The organism is Arthrobacter sp. ERGS1:01, assembly GCF_001281315.1.
Taxonomy (GTDB): domain Bacteria; phylum Actinomycetota; class Actinomycetes; order Actinomycetales; family Micrococcaceae; genus Specibacter.
Genome location: NZ_CP012479.1, coordinates 24,703 through 44,427 on the forward strand (window position 1 = coordinate 24,703; position 19,725 = coordinate 44,427).

Below are 19,725 nucleotides of genomic sequence, written 5' to 3' on the forward strand. Positions count from 1 at the left end.
GGAATAATTTTGCGAGATGATTAAGAAACGCTCGACGGCGGATGGAAGCGGCGTGACGCGCGCTCGAGCCGCGGCGGTGTGGCGCCCCCAATTGTTGCCACACCGCCGTGCGTGTTGTTCTTAGTCGCGTGAAACGAGTTCCATCAAGGCATCCAGGTCCTCCTCGGTGACTGGCACCACGGGGAATTGGGCGAGCTGGCCCAAGCGGGTCCCCATGAGCATCTTGTCTCGCGGCGATCCTTCCGGCGCTCCCGCGCGGTAGGTGGCAAGCACTGGTTCAATCAGGCGAAGTAGGGCGGGGCCGCCGACGGGATGGCTGAGCCATTGGCCGATGGTGGATTCCTTATCCACCGGGGCGATGTAGGCCTCGCTGTGGATTTGGATGCTCGCGCCCAGCCGAAGGTCTCGGCTTGATGCGCCCACTTGGAAGCCGTATTCCAGTTCCTCCACCAGCCATGTTGCCGCGGTGGTGTCGTAGAAGGCGAAGTCATCCCGTGGAACGGTGATGGTCACGTCGCCTGTTTCGCCGGGCTGCAATTCGATGGTGGCGAAACCCTTGAGTTCGCGTTCTGGCCGCTGCACACGGGAGCCGGGCGCCCGCATGTAGGCCTGGACCACCTCATGGCCGGCGCGGCCGCCACTGTTGCGTACGGCAACAGTCAGCCGGGCACCGCCGTCGGCGGCCTCGATCCGCAAGTCTGAGTACTCGAAACTTGTGTAGCTCAGACCATGCCCGAACGGGAAGGAAACCGCCAGTTTGCGGGCGTCGTAGTGCCGGTAGCCGACAAACAGCCCTTCGCCATAATTGACGTGTCCGGACTCACCCGGGAAGTCCAGGTATGCGGGGGAGTCTTCGAGCCGCAGCGGTATGGTCTCGGTCAGCCTGCCGGCGGGGTTCGCGATTCCGAAGAGCAGATCCGCTGTGGCCGAACCACCCGCCTGTCCGCCCAGCCAGCCCTCCAGGATGGCTGGAACCTTCTCCGCCCAACCGGACACGCGCACCACGGCACCGTTCGCGAGCACCACGGCCACTCTCGGGTTGACGGCGACGACGGCGTCGAGCAGCTCCGTCTGATCTTGCGGCAGGTCGATGTGGTCCCGGTCAAAACCCTCCGATTCGTAACTTGCGGGAAGCCCGAGGAAGAGAAGGACGACGTCGGCGGCTGCGGCGAGTGCCACCGCCTCCTCCCGCAATGCGGAATCTGAAAGGGACTCTGGAGCGCCGTCCACGGTGAAGCCCGGGGAGAAGGAAACCCCGGCATTGCCAGCCAGCCCTCTAATCGCGTCCAGCGCATTGTCAAGGTACGTGGGTTCCACCTTCGAGCTGCCCGCCCCTTGGTAGCGCGGCGTGCGCGCGAACTCACCAAGAACGACGATCTTCTCTCCCGTGGCCGGATCCAGAGGCAGCAATGCTCCGTCGTTTTTCAGGAGTACCGCACCGCGGATGGCGGCCTCGCGGGCCAGGGCATGGTTGGCGGCTGCATCAAAGGTGGTTCCCGGGCGGGCACCAGTGCCGCTCTTCGAGGCAAGGCCGACCAACCGGGCCACGCTGCGATCCAAAGCGGCTGCATCCAATGCGCCGGAGCGCACGGCCGCGGCCACCTGGGAGGGGCCATTGCCCGCAGAGGAAGGCATCTCCAGATCCATGCCGGCGGCCAGCCCCTTGACCCTGTCGACCACGGCGCCCCAATCCGAAACCACCACGCCGTCGTAGCCCCAATCATCCCGCAGCACCTCGGTGAGCAGCCAGGGATTCTGGGAGGCGTACACGCCGTTGACCCGGTTGTAGGAGCACATCACCGTCCACGGCTTTGCCTCCAAAACAACGCGGCGGAAGGCGCGCAAATAGATCTCTTGGAGCGGGCGCATGGCGATATCCGCGCTCACGGTCAGACGGTCCGTTTCCTGGTTGTTCGCGGCGAAATGCTTTAAAGACGCGCCGACCCCTTGGGACTGCAGGCCATTGACCCAGGCCACACCGAGTTCCCCGCTCAGCAGCGGGTCCTCCGAGAAGTATTCGAAGTTGCGCCCGCACAACGGGCTGCGCTTGATGTTGATACCAGGACCCAGGAGGACGTTGACCCCAAAGAACTGCGACTCACGGCCCAAAGCGACGGCCACGCGGCGGGCCAAGCCACGGTCCCAACTTGAACCGAGCGCGACGGCGGGAGGGAAACAGGTGGCCGGGGCGCTGCTGGAGAGACCCAGATGGTCGGCATTGGCTTCCTGGAATCGGACCCCGTGTGGCCCATCGGACATAATAACGGATTGGATTCCGGCCTCCGGGTAGGCGACGGTGTCCCACCACCCGGCACCCGAGGTCATGGCGGCCTTTTGGTCCAGGCTCAGCTCGGCGGTCTTAGTGGCGTTGGTCATATCTGGGTGTCCTTCTGCTGGATGTGCTGGTGCTCAGGGGTGTCCGAAGCCGGATCAAGGATGCTATCTAACTGATTTGATGGGGATGACGGCCAGGGCTCCGAGGATGCCGATGGTGGCGCCGATGGGGAAGAGCGGTGCGTAGCCAAAGCTCAGCACGATGGCGCCTGCGACGGCGGGGGCGAGGATTTGTGGCAGGGTCACGGCAATGTTGACCACGCCGAGGTCTTTGGCGAACGAGCGGTCCGAAGGGAGGACTTCAGAAATCAGTGCAGCATCAACTGCTTGGAAGCAGCCGAATCCGAAGCCCGCCAGACCGGCCATGAGCAACATCCCTGTCACGCTGGGAAGTGCCAGCGGAATGACCAAGGCGGCTGCGACGATAGATCCCGATGCGAAGACGAACGGTTTTCTGCGCCCTATTCGGTCCGACAGTCGACCGGCGGCAACTGTGCTCACCAGGAGCCCGGCGAGCGACACGAGCCCCAGTGCCGGGATGAGGCCGATCGCTTTCTGGCCCAGGCCCAAGTAGTCCTGGAGGATGTAGAGCTTGTAGCCTACGACCACGAAGTATCCGGTGTAGGTCAGCAACCTGCTCGTGAACGCCCAAAAGAAGTCCGGGTGCTTGATGGGGCTGACCCAGAATGTGTGTGCGAATTTCCGCAGGACGAACGGCTCGACGGCGGCGTCCTTGCTGGAACGGTCGGGGTTGAGCACCACGAAGAGCGTCAGCACAATCACGGCGAATCCAGCGAGAAGCAAGTAGGCGGCGGGAATGTTGCTTGACAGCGACGCCGCTAAGATCTGCCCGCCGAGGGAGCCGAACATGGATCCCAGTCCCAGAACCGCTGCGAACGTGCCGCGGATCGAACGCGGCACCCTGTCGGGCATGATCGCGCTCAACGGACCCTGGGCGAAGTTGTAGCCGATCTGCACCATAACCCACGCCGCGATGAGGAAGGCGAGGTTGTTCGCGAAGGCCATGCCAATCAACGCGATCCCGCCGCATAGGGAACCGGCGACGATCCATGGTGCGCGCTTGCCGAAACGGCTCCGTGTACGGTCCGATAGTGCTCCGGCGATCGGCTGGGCCAGCATCGCTGCAATCGCGCCGATTGTCGTGACAAGGGCCAGAATCGCGACCTTGGCATCGTCCCCGAAGGCTTGCTGCACCTGCAATGCCAGCAGAATCGAGGGGACGGCACCCCAGATGAGGGAGATGCCGGAGGTGGCGGGAGCGATCGTGGCGATGAGCCGGCGACGCTTCCTTCCGTCGTCTTCCTGGGCTGCCGGCTGTGGGGGTTCAGCGGTGGAGAGTGAGGTTGCGTTGTTGGAATTGCCTGACGACGATGTCATGAGCTGTTCCTTGCTTAGTGGGAAGTGAAAGTCAGTTGGCGTTTTCGCTGGACAGGTCAAGGGACCGGGACTGGCCGGCGGCGCCGAGCCATGCCGCGGATGGTTTTGGCTTCCGCTCGAAGGTTTTCCTGTCGACGGCAATTAGTCCGAAGGTCGGGAGATAGCTTCCCCACTCGTAGTTGTCCAGGGCGCTCCAGTGGTAGTAGCCGCGGATGTCGACGCCGTCGGCCAACGCATCGCGCAACCCCTGGAGAGCACCTGATGTGTAGGCGATTCTGCGGGTGTCGTCGCTTTCGGCGATGCCGTTTTCGGTCACGATGATGGGTGTTCCCGGCACGAGGCGGGCAACGGTGCGAATGGATTCTCCGAGGGCCGGAGGGTAGTACTCCCAGCCGGTGAGTGTCTTTTGTGCGCCTTCGGGAACCGGCAGTTGCCCCTCGGGCCCGACAAACGCACGGGTGTAGGCTTGCACGCCAATCCACTGGTCACCGGCGGCGGCGAGGACGAAAATATCCCGAGTGCGGGATGCTAATTCTGCCGCTTTCATGTCCGCGCCATCGACTGCGTGGTAGTTGGCGATGGCGACCGACCACCCGACCTGGATGTGGGGCGTGAGGCTCCTGATTACTTCAACGGCTCGACGGTGGGCCTTGATCAAGGCCACGGTGGTGGGCTCGTCGTATCCGCCGGTTCCGGAATTTTCCCAATCGTTGCCCGCCAAGACCGCCTTGCGGACCGCGGCAAACCTCGCCACCATGTTGGGTTCGTTGATGGTGCAAATGCGGTCAACGTTGCTGGCGAAAATGGGGGCTGCCGCCTCGACGAAGCGCCCAAAGAGACCAACTGCATTCTCGGATTCCCATCCGCCCTGCTCATCGAACCACCGGGGAACGGTGAAGTGATGAAGCGTCAGCATTGGGCGAAGCCCTCGTTCAATGGCTCCCTCCACCATGCGACGGTAGTGGGCGATCTCGGCGTTGGAGAACTCGCCGGGTGCTGGTTCGATGCGCGCCCATTCGATGCTGAACCTGTAGTCGGTAAAGCCAAACCCCGCCAACAGGTCCATGTCTTCACGCCAGCGATGGTAGCTGTCGCAGGCGTCACCACTCATGTCTGTAAATCGTTCCTGGAGTAGGCCGCTGTGCTCGTGGGCCCAGAAGTCACTGTTGACATTCATGCCCTCGATCTGGTGGGCCGCGGTTGAGGCACCCCAGAGAAAGTCGTCGGGAAGATGGAAGGTGGGAGACATACTGCTCCTTCAATTGTTGGGTGGGACTGGCCATGGCACGCGGCTCTGGTGTGCCGCCACCTCGAATGCTGGCACCTTCGCTGGCACCTTCGCTGGCGCCAGATCGGTGCCTCTTCGGACGAGGAGAGCGAATATTGAAAACCTTACAATGGTAAGTATTCGATGACAAGGGGTAGCTGGGAAGTATTTGATGTATTCAAAATGTGCGTCTCTTGAGCTGGTTGATGGCGCGCCAGAGGGCGCTCCCGATTCGGTCCGACAGGGGCCGGGAGCAGGGGGATGGAGGGTGTTGCTAGAGGCCGTCCGAGTTCGTGGGTGTGTCTGCGGTGGACGTTTGCGCGAGACCCATGGCTTCCAGCATGTAATCGATATGGCCCGGCATATCCAGGTCGCGTTCGTAGAGCCACTGCAGTTGGAGCCCATCGGCGGCAGCGAGAATCAGTGTGGCGATTCGTTCGGCGTCCAACGTGGTCGGCAGCTTACCTTCGGCTTGAAAAGTACGGACGCGATCGGCGGCAAGCTGTCTCAGCTCGCGATACCGCTCGGCGAAGAACTCATGGGCCGCATGGCCATCCTCGCTCGCTTCGCCGGAGAGCCGAACGTAGAGTTGCACCAGGCCGGGAACATCGGCGTTGGCACGGATGGTAGTTGTCAATTGTTCGGGTGTGCCGAGCTCGATTCCCGCTTGCACCGCCCGGGCACGGGAGACCTCGTCCCGCTTCCTCAGAACCTCCCGAAACAGGACGTCCTTGGAGCCGAAGTGATGCATCAACCCCGCGTGCGTGATGCCAACTTCGTCGGCAATCTCCCGCACCGAACTGCGACCGTAGCCGACGCGACCCACGACCTCCAGGGCGGCATCCAGTAGATCTTCCTTCGTTGCAACACCCTTGGCGTACGGACCTCTCTTGACCATAGCTTCGATCGTAGCCGCCGCTCCCTGTCCACCGCGCACTCCTGCGGTGTCAGACCACCAAATCGGTGAGTGGCCGGGGTGAGTGGTCCTCATCGGTGGGCCGAATCCATGAAACGGTCTTCGTTGTCAGCCCCACGCCGCAATTGCTACAGGATTCCCCGGTGGAGCTTTCCTGCCCACAGCCGCGGCAAATGATGCCGAGACGGCTCCCATGGCTCTCGCTCGGAGTGTGCTTTTCCGCCCAGAGCGAGTACGCGTGCAAGATTGGTAACGCGTCGGCGCCGGCCTGGGTGGGGAAGTATTCGAATCGGCGCTGACTGCCGTCCTGGTAGGGCGCGCGCACCGCCAGTCCTTCCTCGACCATGTGCTTCAAGCGTTTCGCCAGAATGTTTTCAGCGGCACCGATCTGTTCGCGGATCTGATCAAAGCGGTACACTCCCGCGACAAGTTCACGCAAGATCAGCAGCACCCAAGGATCACCGACAGCATTGATGCCTCGGGCGATCGGACAAGGCCTCTCCGACCAATCAGAACGCAGGACCATAAAAATCTCTTCCTCACTAAATAGCTTGCTTAAAGCAAGTCTATAACCGTACTGTTGCCCTGTGAATAGCTTTTCTCAAGCAAGTCGACTTTGGGTGCCCGGACGTAACTACTTGTTGGCGGCAGCTCTGCTCGCCAGCGTTCTAGCCTCACTGGACCTCTTCGTCGTCAACCTTGCATTCGCCTCGATCAGTGAGAGCTTCCCAGTCGCCACACCACAGACAATGTCGTGGATTCTGAATGCCTATGGGATCGCGTTCGCAGCGCTGCTCGTTCCCTCAGGCCGCCTCGCGGATCGCTTCGGGCGTCTTCGACTGTTCCGCCTCGGGCTGGTGTTGTTCGGCGCCGGGTCGCTCCTGGCTGCGTTGGCCCCTGGCGTTGCCGTTCTAATCGGTGCCCGGGGAATCCAAGGCGGAGGTGCTGCCCTGATCGTGCCCACGAGCCTCGCGCTGCTGTTGGGACAGTACCAGCGGCCGCAGCACAAGAAAATGGTGTCAATCTGGAGCGCCAGCGGCTCCGTGGCCGCGGCAGGTGGGCCAGTGCTTGGCGGACTGCTGTCCGAGTATGACTGGCGATGGATTTTTGTCATCAATGTGCCCATCGCGATCCTTGCGCTGCTCCTCACCACCTTCCTAAAAGAGGAACCGCGGCAAGAGACGAGGACGCCCGATCTTTTCGGGGTAGCCCTGCTCGCCGTCGCGATTGGAGCTTTAGTTACGGCGTTGTCCTACGTCAGCAACTGGGGCTTCGCCAGTCCGGGGCTGTGGGGAACGGTTACCGTGAGTATCGGGACAATCGTCTGGTTCGTCCGGCGGTGCCTGAACCACGCCTCGCCCGCCGTCGATCTACGGGTATTTCGAACGACGTCGTTCTCCGTCGCCGCCGTGGGCATGGCCGGCTTCTATATCGGATTCGCGGTCATGCTACTCGGCGGAAGCCTGTTCCTCACCAATGTCTGGGCATGGAGCCCAGTCATCGCCGGGCTTGGCTTTTCCGTGGGGCCCGGAACCGCAGTCGTGGCCGCGCTGATCGCCGGCAGGACGCGCCGGGCGCCGCGCTGGCTGGCAGGGCTGGGCAGTGTGCTTTTCGTCCTCGGCGGGACGCTGTGGTACTTCCTCCTCAACGACGGGCATAACTCCATTCCCGTGATGTTCGCCGGTCTCGCACTGACCGGAGCCGGTGCCGGCATAGCACAAACCGGATTTCTCGCCGGGGGAGTCAGCGGCCTGCAGCCGGATTCCTACGCCGCCGGCACCGGAGTGCTCAATACCGCCCGGCAGATCGGCAGCGCACTCGGCGTCGCTGCCCTGATCGCGATTGTCGGAGCCGGAACCACCGCGTCCAGCTACCGCTTCGCGTGGATTGTCTTGGCTAGCTCGGGCCTTGTCGGCATCCTGTCCGCACTACTTATCCGGGAGCAGTTCAACGATCCGGTCACATCGGCGGAAGATGGAGAGATCGAATCCGTATCGCCCCTCTAACGTCCGACCCGGCCGCGATTCCTCAGGAGCTTGTGCCGTTGACAGCCAGCGCCCGATTGCCTGGGCCGTGGCGGAAAAGGAGCGAAGAAAGTCGAGAAACGCGAACCGGCTACCAAGAGGGAATGCCCCTGAAGACACCTTCAGGAGTACTAGGCCTTTAAGGTGATTGGCGCGTCCGGACGGGCGGCCGCCGGAGACCCAGCGAATCCGTCCAGGCTGAGGCTGAGGAGGCCATGGTCGATTCTGCCGTCTGCTTCATGCCAGGACTCCGGTCGCGCTCGGAGAGGGCGCAGTCACCTGTAATCGTTGCGTTTTATCTCGATGACGTAGGCATGCCGCTCAGCGATAAGGGCCTCGCGCATGACGAACACTTCCGCCACAGCCATCCGCGTGGGGTTCCCGCTCGCGCGCCGGACCTCCCCTGTCAGCTCGGCCATCACGACGTCGTTCGCCTCGACCATCCGGGTGATGGTGAGCGTGGGGCTGCCCATGAAGGCAGGATTCTCGATCTCGTTGTCGTAGGCCTCCTTACCGGTCAGGCGGTAGGCGCCGTAGACGGTCCACTCGACGTCGTCGGTCAGGCAGGACAGGATCTGGGCGTGGTCGGACGGGACTGCCCCGGGTCGTTGACTCTTCGAGTTTAGTGCTTCTAGGCGGCTTTGAGGCCGGTATTCATTGTCTCAAAATCGATCGGGATTAGCCGGCCAAGTCGTCGTTGTCGGCGTTTCCGGTGGTAAGTTTTCTCGATCCAAGTCACGATCGCCAGCCGCAGCTCCTGCCGTGTTGGACCAGCGCTGCCGGTCCAACACGTTCTTCTGCAGCAGCGCGAAGAATGACGCCATTGCGGCATTGTCAGCGCACGCACCCACCCTGCCCATCGAGCCGGTCAGCCCATTGCTCTTCAGGGTCCGAACGAAGCTGTTGAATACGGCTTGATAGCCCCGGTCCGAATGCACCACCGTCCCCAGAGGGGACCTTAGCGACACGGCGTTGCGCAGCGCGGCCACGGCCAGGGAAGCCTTCATGCGTGAATCGATCGAGTAACCGACGATCCGATTGGAGTGGACGTCCTTGATCGCGCACAGGTACAGCTTGCCCTCGTCGGTGCGATGCTCGGTGATATCCGTCAACCAGAGCAGGTTGAGTGCTGTCGCGGTGAAGTCCCGCTTGACGAGGTCGTCATGGACGGGCGGCCCCGCTTTGCGCGTCAGGCCGCGTTTCTTGGCGAACACAGACCAGATCCTCTGGCTGCTGCATAGCCGCAGGACCCGGTTCTCACTCGCGACCAGTCCCTGGTCCTTGAGCTCGTCGGCGATGAACCTGTACCCGAACGCTGGGTCGTCCCGGTGCACGTCTAGCGCGGCGTTGATCAGGTGAGCATCAGCCCAATCCCGGTCTGTCACCGGAGCTGCCTTCCAGGTGTAGAAGGTTTGCTTGGAGAAACCGAGCACCCGGCAGGCCACCGCGATGGGGACCCCGTCAGCGGCAAGGTCAAGGACCAGCGGGTAGCTCATTTTGGGGGCAACTCGCGGGCGAAGAACGCTGCGGCCCGACGCAGGATCTCGTTTTCTTGTTCCAGCAGACGGATCCGCTTTCTGGCATCCCGTAGTTCGGCGGCTTCCTTCTCCGTCACGCCGGGACGGGTGCCATCCTCGATATCGGCTTTCTTGAGCCAGACATGCAAGGTCGCTTCGGAGATTCCGAAGTCCTTGGCGATCTGAGCGATGGGTGCTTCGTGCTTGCGAGCCACGGCAACAACATCACGGCGGAACTCGGCGGGGAAAGGCTTGGGCATAATCAACATCCTTGCTGCAAGGAACGGATCCTCACAAGTCAGAAGTCAAGCAAAGCCGGGGCAGTCCCGACTTGTTGAATCCGTCGATGTACTTCTCGACCGTTTTCTGGTTCTCGGACATCATGGAGCCTCCTGGGATAGTTCGGCGTGGACGCTTGTGTTACTCCATGGTGTCCTCCGTCGCGAAGCCATGGATAGGCCACAACGTGAAAAAGTGAAATATCCGACGCTAGGGAGGTCGGGTCCATCAACGCGTTGAACAACGCCGTCGCAATGCGCGACTCTACGCTTTGGCTGGTCGTCTCCTACAACATGACTACAGACGTTGGCGGCGCGCTAGATCTTCGACCAGGAATACACCGAACGAGAGGTAGGAGTCCGTAACGGGGGGCTCAGGAGCAATGCTCCAGCATTGTCGGGCCCTGGCCTATCTAGGCGTCTTGTAAACGATCGTTGGTGAGACACTTCCATCACACGGGATTGAAGTGTCTCACCAACGATCGTTACCGGATTCATTGAAGCTTCTAGCTTCGGTTATTCGACGAACTCCCCTACCCCAGGATGACTCATCTCGCCTCTTGAGCCAGACTGTCCACCCTGGGCAGGAGATTGATTCATCCCGCCCTCCGATGCCCACCCGGCTTGGGAGAAATACGCTGGAGGTATGAAACGAACCGCAACAGTATTCGCTTTGGCAGTCGGTGCCGCTTTCCTATTGAGCGCCTGCAACACTGGTGTCAATGGCAATGAAAACAACAAACTAGAAACTAAGACTTTTGCCACCGCTAAGGATGGCGCCGGGGTGCTGCCCAGCTGGATTCCAGAACAGGCCGCTGACATCAAAGAAGTGCTCCGCACCACCGGTTCGGAGCGAATCATCGTGATGAAAAACGTCACGCTTCCCAGTAGCTGCAAAGCGATCCCGATCGGCCAAAAGCCCGCCCCGGCTGACGATGCTGAGAGTCATTTCAAGGCCGTTGACTACAGCACAGGCGTAGCAACGCTGAAGGCTGACTGGTGGCCCGCCGGGACTGAGCAGAAAGCCAGTTCGCTCTGCGGCAAGTGGTGGGTTACGGTCGACGGCGAATCCACTTACGCCTATTCTCCTGAGTTGAAAACCGTGATGGAAAACATCGAAATGGCGGAGAAGTAGGCCCGCCTCGACGTCAAACCCGGCAAGTCCAGGCCGCTTCGTCGTTCGGCAAATCCTTAGCGTCGGATATTTCACTTTTTCGCAAGCCACCCGCTTGTAGACCATCCGGCAGAACAGAGCGCACTGATACTACCCGACCTGGAGCAAGGCGGGACTTGTCGGAGGCCTATCCGGTGAAGGTTCCACCTACGGAACTGCCATGGTTCCCAATCGAAGCTGGAATTCAACTGCCAAACGAGGTTAGCAGTCACTGCCGTCATGTTTCATTCGTGAGGGAGGGGGAGTGCCGGCGGGGACCGTCTCAGTTCTAAGGAACTGAGACGGTCCCCGCCGTCGTGGTCGTGTTCTTTTCAGCAGTGACGGCATGGACGGCAAGGCGCAGCCACCTCGGTCAGGCACAGGAACCTTGTGGACGAAAGGTGTTTTCAAGCGCCTGAAGGGATTCACGCTGAGGTGCTATCCGTTCTGACGCCACACCCGCCGGGCGCCGCGTACCCCAGAAACGGCATCCAAAACAGGCGCACATTGTTGCAGAATTTCGCGAATTGTAGAAACAAAGCGCTTTATTATCCATAGGAATAATTGATAGAATCGGGGTATAGCAACAGCCGAACATAACCAGAATTCATACGTAACGCAGGAGCTGATCCCTATGGCTGTCACCATCTACTCGAAGCCCGCAGGTGGCTTTGGTTACACCAAGACCAGGGAACTCTTTAACGCTGCCGGCATCGAAAACGTCTTGGTAGACATCACCACCAACGCTGCCGCCCTGGAGTACGTCTCCGAAAAACGCGGCTATTCCCAGGCCCCGGTCGTCGTCTACGAACGTGAGGGCACTGTCAATCACTGGTCGGGTCTGAACCCGCCGGAGATCAAGAAAATCATCACCATCGAGCAAGCAGCCTAGGGGAGTGGACGCCATGAGCGCACTGAAGACCTACTTAGACGAGGTTGCCTACGATCTTCCCCTCTATGACGAGGACGGCGAGCTGGACTACGAGGCCCACTGCCACCGCACTCAGCTCGCCCGGGGCCGGGATTTCGCCCACATGCTCGGGCTCACCGGGATCAGTGACTACGCAGAGAGTTTAATTCGCACGAGCTTCCCCGAACTCGAGGACGTCGCCGGTATTGCGGCTGCGTTGCGCAAGGCCCTGGTCGACCTCGGTTCAGCGGTTGATCAGTCCGACCCTGAAGGTCCGGCCTCTGAAACCCGAATGCAGACCTCAATCGAGACCGTCTGTACCGTCACCAGCAAGTAAGACAATAGAAAAGGAGCACGATCATGGCAGGCGAAACTACCATCGCCGTGATCGGAACCCACGACAGTTGCGACATCCGGGTCAGCGGTAGCGAACTTCACCGTCGCATCGACGCCGCGGACCTTTGACCGCCAGAGTAACGAGTGGAAGGACGGGGAAACCCTGTTCCTCCGAGCCTCTATCTGGCGTGAAGCGGCTGAGAACGTGGCCGAGTCCCTCACGAAGGGAACCCGCGTCATTGTCAGCGGCCGGCTTAAGTCCCGGACCTACGACACGAAGGAAGGCGAAAAGCGCACCGTCATGGAGTTGGAGGTCGATGAGATCGGGCCCTCGCTGCGCTAGGCGAACGCCAAGATCAACCGCCCCCAACGCAGCAGCGGTCAGGGCACCGGCGGCGCCACACCGGCAAACCAGGGCAACCCGGCCGGAAACGGCCAGTCACGACCGGGCCAGGCGGCATCATCCTTCCCCCCCGGCGAACGACCCGTGGGCCGTTCCCAGCGGCCAGGGCGATGGCGGGTGGGGGAGTGGGCCGACCTCCGACGAGCCCCCGTTCTAAACTCCGCTCATGTCGGGGCCAGGCCATAGTCTGGCCCCGACACCCCTATTTTCTGCGTAAGACCGAACTGTGAGGATGAAGCCATGATCCATAACGATGAACTCCGGGCCTGGGCCAAAGATGCATACACCACCGAAGCCGCGACCGAACTTTTGATCAGGGCTTTTGGGGGACGCTTCGCGAGCCTTGGGAAACCCTGGGTCAAGAAAGAAAAAGACACCGAGAATGCGTGGATCAATTTCGAGCAGATCCCAGACCGCCTGGGTGGACTCTCCGGAGGGGAACGGCGGTTGCTGCTCCTAGCCGCGTCTATCGCTGAAGTGGATTTCGATCTGGTGCTCGGTGACGTCCTTCCTGGCCTTGATCGGCCGGTACTTGACCTGGTGTTGGCAGCGGTGGCCCACGCCGGCGGCAGCCACGAACACTCCGATCTCATCACCAACACAGACGGCACGGACTCCATTAGGCGTTTGTCCTCGCTGTACCCGTGGCCCAATGAAGGCTAAACGGTCCCCGAGTTTTAGCCTGTCCCTGCCCGTCGAAACCGCGGATCAGGTACGTGCCGTGCAACAAGCTGTGGGAGCCCAGGAAGGCTATGCCTCCGTCAACGATCTCCTGACAGCGGCGGTGAATCGGGAGTTTCGCCGGCTACAACGCAAACACAACGGCGGTAAGCCCTGGCCGGGGATCCCGGCCGGAGTCATCCGGCCAGGCATGCGCACCAAAGAAGAAACCCGGGGAAGTGGGAAATAGAGACTTTCCCGATTTTTCGCGTAGCTTTGGCAGCAGGAACCGTGGGTTCCAGCTACTTGCCACAGCGCAAATTCGCCAACCCTAGCAGATCTCGCATCAGGGAAACGGTCGACTTGTTCCTGTCTTCCGCAGCTTCGATCGGCGCAGAGGGGACCTGTCGCCCCAGAGTTAAGCGGAAGTGCCCCGGCTGCGGGGGGCTTTGTCCGGATCGTGGTCATTTCACGAAGTTGATGTTGCCTCAGACCATTATTGTCATATAGTTTCCCGGGCGGCCCCGCCTCTCGTTCTCCCCCGGACGGTCGTGGGGCCGGATCAAAAAGATGGCCCTGTCGGCATTGCCCCACGCTGTGTCGGCAGGGCATTTTGGTGCCTGAAGGTCGACCGTCCGTGGCAGGTGGTAGCGGGCCGTCAATGAGTTGATTGTCGGTTTCGATATGGCGATGCGGGGCGGGTGTCGTCACAGCGCAACATTGGCCAATTCACCCCCTCTCAATGTGATCTAATTCACAGTGCGAACACTGTTTGGGTGCGGACTGAGATGGGGCATGTAATGAATGTGGTGACCGCGGAGGAGTCGTCGGTTATTCGTCTGGCGTTAGTCGGTTGTGACTACCTCACCGGCTTGGGGTTGAGTCACATCCTGGCCGGGGCGCCGTTTCTTCAAATCGTGGGTGCGGTCGAAAAAGCGCAGGACGCTCTCCAGCTGCCGGGCGTTGGTCCTCTGCATCTGGTCTTGGTGGAGGCCGGCATGGGAAAGGCCGAGGCTATTCGGACGTGCGCAGAACTTGCCGCGTTCCCGCAATCGCCAAGGGTAGTGATGTTGGGCAATTTTGACGAACAGACTACCGGGGAACTGATCATGGCTGGGGCTGCAGCGATCCTTACCCCGGCGGGAGTGACGGGCGACCTGCCGGCAATATTGCGGGTGGTTCACCAAGGCGGGGTACTCATACCGGGTGCTCGGGGCTACCCCTCGGCCGGAGCTGAGGAGTCGAATGAAACCCGGCGGTTCAAGGACTCTTATGCCAGGCTTAGTGTCCGAGAATGCGCGGTGGCTAATGGGATCGCTGAGGGCTTGTCCAACGCGGACCTGGGACGCAGGCTTCAACTGAGCGAAGCCAGCATCAAAGTCGCGGTTTCTCAGGTCATGATCAAGGTGGGGGTTCGCAACCGTGTCCAGCTCGCCGTTCTTGCGACGAAAGCTCAATCCAACTAACAGCGATGCTCCCCGGTCGTACCCGCGCGAGCGGATAGTAGACGCCCTACTCTCCCCAATCGCGCAACGCTCACGCCCTGGCTAGGCCTTGGTGCCCACCTAATGGTCTCGAAGCATGGTTGCTCAGAATCGGGGCCCAGTCGGAGGAGCACTTCCTGGCTGGAAGCGAGGCAGCTTGTGACTAGTTGGTCGGCGTGATGGTGACGTTGTCGGCGGCGCAATACATTTGTTGGCCAAGCCCATCACCAAGCCCGAGCGGGTCACCTTGACGATCATGGTCACCGCGTAGGAAACCTCGATCATCCGCACGAGCTGGTGACACGTCGACGCCGATCACAGCTACTACCTGACCCAGCTTGCGGAACGGGGATAAAGTCTCAGTGACGTCGAAAAGCCGATGCTCACCAAGTAAGAGGGCAAAGAGAAGGAGCGCACCAAGCTAACCGAAATGGCTTGGTGCCGCGCTCTACTCTTGCCCAAGGTTTAACACCCCGCACTCATCGAGACCAACCAGGCGGGCTGGTTTTGAAAACGGTGCCGCCACCTTTGAGTGCCCTACCTCGGCAATCACGGTTGGTGCCGTCACCGGCACTGGCCTACCACCTCGAGCGGGTGGTTGCCTAACGTGTCGGGTAGGTGGGTTCGAGTGGAGGAAGGAGCTTGACTCGGCTCTTGTCGTAGTAGGCGCACAGGCCATCCAGTGGGAAATGGACGGCGACACAGAAGACTTGGGCACTGCCGCCAACGTTTACACCGAGGGAGAGAACCTCCCCGAAATCGTCGCGGCCTTCGACCTTGACTCGCTGACGAGGAGGACGTGAAGCTTCGGAAATAGTCATCCCTTAGTGTCGCCCAAGAATTGTCGGTCGTGGCGGATGTTGTGAAATGTGGCGGCCGGTTTCGCCGTCACAAGAAGGGGTTGAGTGCCTGGCCGGGTGGGGAGCGTGGGAATTGGCCGTGCCGGCATCCACGGCGGGTCGGACTGGGCCATGCAACAAGAGGTGCGCTTACCTTTTTACATCACCCAGTGGGGACGAGCTCCCTATCGCGAAAGCCTCAAGACTTGGCATGTTCCCCGCGTTTTGAACGCCCGAGAGACAAACCTTTCGTTTGGCTCCGCGGCGGCTTCAGCCGGTCGTCGCAAGAGGAGGTAGCTCTGGCGGCTATGCAGCGTTTGGTGCCGCGCGGCCGGCTATTCTCCACGCCAAAGTGGAAGGGGAACCAGACCGCAGCTTCGTCCCGTCTCGTCCAGGAGGTGGCCAAGCCGCTTGTAGTTGCGGATTACCGCCTGCCGGGAGATAACAGTGCTTTGTGGAGCACGGATTGCTAGCTCTCGTTCGTGGCCCTGTACCTCCAGATAGTCCCGAACCCACAATGTCACGACTAGGTTTTGGGCGCCCAAAACCTGTGCGCTGAGACGACAGCTGGGCAGGTCGGCGAAGTACCCGCCCACAGCGTCTACCTGGGTCGCCGGAACATTGAGTACCAGCGTCACCTCCCGAAGGTCCTGCTGGAAGGCCATGGACGTATCGCACCTGAGGGCCACGTAGCCTGTTGCAAGAAAGCGCTCTAGGCGCCGCTTGGCCGTCTGCGGGGAGACGCCGCAAGCGGCGCCCAGTTCCGCCCAGGTGGCCCGCCCGTCGCGAGCAAGTTCCTCCAGCAACACCGCATCCAGCCGGTCCGGTTGGAACTCTTGTTGCGGTACCTGACGGCCGGCGGCAACGGCTCGCGCCCGCCCGGGTTCTAGGGTTCCGTGGCGCCAATCGGTGGCCTGCCGGTACAGCTTGGTGATAAGAACGATCTCTCTGCCGGTCACGCCCGGCAGGTCTGCGAACGAACCTGTGAGGATGTCCATCAGGGCCTCGTGGCTGGAGGCAAAACAGTCAATGAAGAAATCGTGCGCACCCGAGACCAAGGACACGGTGCCGAAGGCCGGCTCTGCGCAGAGCCGATGGACAAGTGCCTCGTGGTCAGCTGGCGAGGACGAGAGGTAGATGAATGCCGACCAACCCACACGGGGGTAGCGCGGCCCCGGAGCGGGTGTGACCCAGGCCAAGCCTTGTTCTGCCAGAGCGCTCCAATGGCGGGCGATAGTGGGGGCGGAAAGATTGAGGGCATCAGCAACCCGGGCCCAATCCGCGCGGGGATTGACCTGAAGGGCATTTACGATTTCAAGATCTAGCTCCGATAGCATGATTGATTCTTACATTTTTGATGGACTGATCACTATTTCAAACATTTTTGACGTGACATGTGGGCGTGAAGATAGTGTTGTGACTCGCGCCACTTGGGCGCAAGCGCCCAAACCGTAAGGATGCACATGGGAAACAAGACAGCCCCACCGGCCGCGGCGGCCATAGCGAGACGAACCGTCGTGGGCATGATCGTGGCGATGGCTCTGATCGAATCACTCAGCGGCGTCACTCAGGGATATTTGAATCCCATCCTGCCCGCTCTCGGGCCGGTCTTTTCGATCGATGATCCGACGATCAACGGCATCTTCTTGATCTCCAACGTCAGCTTTGCCGTCCTCACACCGATCATCTCCCGGCTCGGTGACAGTTATGGATACCGGCTCGTGCTCCGCGGGTCGACAGGCATTGTCACTGCCGGCGTGCTCATGATGGCCCTTTGGCCTTCTCTGTGGACCGTGACGGTAGGTGTTGTCATGCTTACCTGCGTCGTGGGGTTCATTCCACTCATGATGGGCATCTTGAGGGTGACCAGCCCCGGACAAACCCGCACGGGCGTCAGCGTGATGATCGGCATGCTGATGATCATGGTTGGCCTGGGAGGCTTGCTGGCCGGGATCGTTGGAGTCACCCACCCCACCCTTGGGTTCTGGGTGGCGGTCCCGTTCGCCATTGTGGCCCTGGTCTGCTCCTTCCTGCTGCCTGACGCTGGGACGCCCACACGGGAGGGGCTCGCTCTCGCACCCTTGATGGCATGTTCCCTGGGGTTGATCGGCCTTGTGGTCGCGCTGTCGATGGGCCCGGATTGGGGCTGGCTGGATGCCCGGACGATCGGCTCGGGACTACTGGGGCTGGCGTTGCTGGTCGTATGGATCGCCATTGACGTCCGAAGCCTCCCGGCCAGGAAGAGGTTCGTGGACCTGCGCATGCTCGCCAATCCGCGGATCCGCACCGTATCTCTGGCGACCTTCTTCTTCGGGTTCGCCTCCATCAGCTACTTCGGCACGAACGGAATCTTCCTGCACGCGAACCCGGACAAGGCCGGCTACGGATTCGCATTCAGTTCACTCATGATTGCCATCATCTTGGCCGGAGCATCCGTGTTCTCGCTCCTGTCCTCATTGTTAACCGCCCCCTTGCTGAGGGTGATTGGCGAGCGTGCAACCCTGGTTCTCGCCGGTCTGCTGTTGGCCGGAGGTTTTATGGTCATGGCGGTGGCCCATGGTTCCTTCGTAGCGTATTGTGCCGGGTTTGCGATGTTCAATATCAGCCTTGGGATGTATCAGGCGGGGACACGGGCGTTGTCGGTGGAAGGTGTCCCGCTAGCGGAGACTTCAACGGCGGCCGGGCTCAATGAGTTGGCCTTATCAGTCGGGGTAGCCGTGGGTGCTGCCGTGGTGAAAATGATTTCGTCCTCGTTCGCTGTCTCCGGTCACATCAGTGAAAGCGGCCTCTCCGTCATTTGGGGAACCCTAGCCGTTGCCGCCTTGATCGCGGCGGCAGCTTCCACCCTGTATCCCAAGCGCCATGCCGTTGGAGTCCTGTCATGAATACACATGCCCCTCGGGTTTCCGCTTCCCGGTCGGCGGCATTCGACAGTGCCTCCGCCGTGGGGATCGAGGCCAGGATGGCAGCAGCGTTGGAGCATTGGCAGTCCGAGGTCATCGACCTGAGCCACGCAATTCACGCCGATCCCGAACCCAGCGGGGAGGAGCTTCGAGCCGCCAGACGGGTTTCCTCGCTGCTGACAGCAGCCGGTTTCACCTTCGATGCCATCCAGCCCGAACTCCCAGCCTCTTTCAGTGCACGATTAGGCTCCGGTTCGCTGGTAGTGGCGCTCTGTATTGAATACGACGCACTTCCAGGCATTGGACATGCCTGCGGGCACAATGTAAACGCGGCGTCAGCCGTGGGGGCGGCCCTCGTGCTCGCTGCCGTGGCCGATGACCTTGGCATCACCGTCAAGGTCCTGGGCACCCCGGCTGAGGAGACCACCGGCGGCAAGGTCGACCTGATCAACGAAGGATTCTTTGACGATGTCTCGATGGCCATGATGGCCCATGCCGGCGCCGAGGACGTAGTGGGAAGCACCTCGCTGGCGGTAAACATGTGGAATGTGCTCTACGAGGGACGCCCAGCACACGCCGCAGCAGCACCCGATCAGGGCATCAACGCCCTGGACGCACTGGTGGTGGCCCAAGTTGCCGTTTCGTTGGCGAGGCAACAGCTTCCGCCGGGATCCATTGTCTCGCTCATCGTGACCGAAGGCGGAAGCGCGGTTAACGTCATACCAGAACGCGCCCGGGCCAGCGTGGAAATGCGTTCCCCCACCGTGGCCGGCCTGAGTGTCATCGAGAATCGCGTGCGGCGTTGTCTGGAGGCCGGAGCACACGCCAGTGGCAGCACACTCACAATCACCCCAGCGGGCCATGCCTTTGTAGAATTGCGGCAGGACTCCTTCCTCTCCGAGGCCTACGGCAAGGCCATGGTGACACGGGGGCGGGACGTCCGCTACAGCGAAGCGCCAGTAGCCTCCACGGACATGGGCAACGTCTCCCACCTGGTGCCAAGCATTCACCCGCTGCTCGGCTACGACGTGGGCGGGGCCGTCCACCACACTGCAGAGTTTGCCGAGCACGGGGCATCGATCTCCGCGGACCAGGCGGTGATCGACGGCGCATTCGGTCTGGCGGTGGCCGCCAGCGCAGCGGCCTCGGACCCGCTGCAACGTCAACGGCTACTTGGCAACACCACCGAAAAAACCCCACCATTCCCTACGTTGGCTGAGCCCTTCCCCCGGGTCTAACCAACCCTGACCCTAGTGAAGATTGCAACACTATCTGGTTAGGGACATTATCCAAGTGTGTACGA

16 protein-coding genes and 2 pseudogenes are annotated in these 19,725 nt (G+C 61.2%); 10 read left to right on the forward strand and 8 right to left on the reverse strand.

Annotation, left to right across the window (positions count from 1 at the left end; genetic code table 11):
• Positions 1-120 precede the first annotated feature (120 nt).
• From AL755_RS04130 to AL755_RS04150, 5 genes are all read right to left on the reverse strand, one after another.
• On the reverse strand, positions 121-2,376 hold the full coding sequence (locus AL755_RS04130) for a glycoside hydrolase family 3 C-terminal domain-containing protein (RefSeq protein WP_054009914.1): 2,256 nt from the start codon (positions 2,374-2,376) through the stop codon (positions 121-123).
• Positions 2,377-2,439: 63 nt separating this feature from the next.
• Positions 2,440-3,732, reverse strand: coding sequence for an MFS transporter (locus tag AL755_RS04135; protein WP_054009915.1), 1,293 nt, complete (start codon positions 3,730-3,732; stop codon positions 2,440-2,442).
• A gap of 31 nt (positions 3,733-3,763) precedes the next feature.
• A complete protein-coding gene (locus AL755_RS04140; RefSeq protein ID WP_054009916.1) occupies positions 3,764-4,981 on the reverse strand; it encodes a glycoside hydrolase family 1 protein in 1,218 nt (405 codons plus the stop codon).
• Positions 4,982-5,273: 292 nt separating this feature from the next.
• Positions 5,274-5,897, reverse strand: a complete 624-nt coding sequence (locus AL755_RS04145; RefSeq protein WP_054009917.1) for a TetR/AcrR family transcriptional regulator — start codon at positions 5,895-5,897, stop codon at positions 5,274-5,276.
• A gap of 49 nt (positions 5,898-5,946) precedes the next feature.
• Positions 5,947-6,441, reverse strand: a complete 495-nt coding sequence (locus AL755_RS04150; RefSeq protein ID WP_054009918.1) for a winged helix-turn-helix transcriptional regulator — start codon at positions 6,439-6,441, stop codon at positions 5,947-5,949.
• Positions 6,442-6,535: 94 nt separating this feature from the next.
• Here AL755_RS04150 and AL755_RS04155 point away from each other — a divergent pair, with 94 nt between their 5' ends.
• Complete coding sequence (locus AL755_RS04155) at positions 6,536-7,921, forward strand: MFS transporter (RefSeq protein ID WP_202813540.1); 1,386 nt, start codon at positions 6,536-6,538, stop codon at positions 7,919-7,921.
• Between the two features lie 293 nt (positions 7,922-8,214).
• Here the strand turns inward: AL755_RS04155 and AL755_RS24505 are convergent, their stop codons facing one another.
• Complete coding sequence (locus AL755_RS24505; protein ID WP_082368895.1) at positions 8,215-8,514, reverse strand: nuclear transport factor 2 family protein; 300 nt, start codon at positions 8,512-8,514, stop codon at positions 8,215-8,217.
• Between the two features lie 56 nt (positions 8,515-8,570).
• Positions 8,571-9,716 (reverse strand): annotated as a pseudogene (locus AL755_RS04165) (IS3 family transposase).
• Between the two features lie 664 nt (positions 9,717-10,380).
• Here AL755_RS04165 and AL755_RS04175 point away from each other — a divergent pair.
• The 7 genes and pseudogenes from AL755_RS04175 to AL755_RS04200 all read left to right on the forward strand — a co-directional run bounded on the left by AL755_RS04175 (position 10,381) and on the right by AL755_RS04200 (position 14,662).
• Positions 10,381-10,869: a hypothetical protein gene (locus tag AL755_RS04175; protein WP_150117028.1), complete on the forward strand. Its 489-nt coding sequence runs from the start codon at positions 10,381-10,383 to the stop codon at positions 10,867-10,869.
• 652 nt (positions 10,870-11,521) lie between these two features.
• Positions 11,522-11,779 (forward strand): glutaredoxin family protein, encoded by a 258-nt coding sequence (locus AL755_RS04180; RefSeq protein ID WP_054009922.1) that lies wholly within the window; start codon positions 11,522-11,524, stop codon positions 11,777-11,779.
• Between the two features lie 13 nt (positions 11,780-11,792).
• Positions 11,793-12,134, forward strand: coding sequence for a hypothetical protein (locus tag AL755_RS04185; RefSeq protein WP_150117029.1), 342 nt, complete (start codon positions 11,793-11,795; stop codon positions 12,132-12,134).
• Positions 12,135-12,157: 23 nt separating this feature from the next.
• A pseudogene (locus AL755_RS23905) lies at positions 12,158-12,693 on the forward strand (single-stranded DNA-binding protein).
• Between the two features lie 83 nt (positions 12,694-12,776).
• Positions 12,777-13,199, forward strand: coding sequence for a hypothetical protein (locus AL755_RS04195; RefSeq protein ID WP_054009924.1), 423 nt, complete (start codon positions 12,777-12,779; stop codon positions 13,197-13,199).
• The gene (locus AL755_RS22260) at positions 13,189-13,446 is read left to right on the forward strand and encodes a ParB family protein (protein ID WP_082368896.1); all 258 of its coding nucleotides are present in this window, start codon (positions 13,189-13,191) and stop codon (positions 13,444-13,446) included. Before AL755_RS04195 ends, AL755_RS22260 begins: the two co-directional genes overlap by 11 nt.
• 550 nt (positions 13,447-13,996) lie before the next feature.
• A complete protein-coding gene (locus tag AL755_RS04200; protein ID WP_160318845.1) occupies positions 13,997-14,662 on the forward strand; it encodes a response regulator transcription factor in 666 nt (221 codons plus the stop codon).
• A gap of 1,192 nt (positions 14,663-15,854) precedes the next feature.
• Here AL755_RS04200 and AL755_RS04205 read toward each other — a convergent pair.
• Positions 15,855-16,856, reverse strand: a complete 1,002-nt coding sequence (locus tag AL755_RS04205) for an Lrp/AsnC family transcriptional regulator (protein WP_054009926.1) — start codon at positions 16,854-16,856, stop codon at positions 15,855-15,857.
• Positions 16,857-17,042: 186 nt separating this feature from the next.
• Here AL755_RS04205 and AL755_RS04210 point away from each other — a divergent pair, with 186 nt between their 5' ends.
• Both AL755_RS04210 and AL755_RS04215 read left to right on the forward strand, forming a co-directional pair.
• A complete protein-coding gene (locus AL755_RS04210) occupies positions 17,043-18,404 on the forward strand; it encodes an MFS transporter (RefSeq protein ID WP_150117031.1) in 1,362 nt (453 codons plus the stop codon).
• Positions 18,401-19,660, forward strand: coding sequence for a M20 family metallopeptidase (locus AL755_RS04215; RefSeq protein ID WP_202813541.1), 1,260 nt, complete (start codon positions 18,401-18,403; stop codon positions 19,658-19,660). Before AL755_RS04210 ends, AL755_RS04215 begins: the two co-directional genes overlap by 4 nt.
• Positions 19,661-19,725 lie beyond the last annotated feature (65 nt).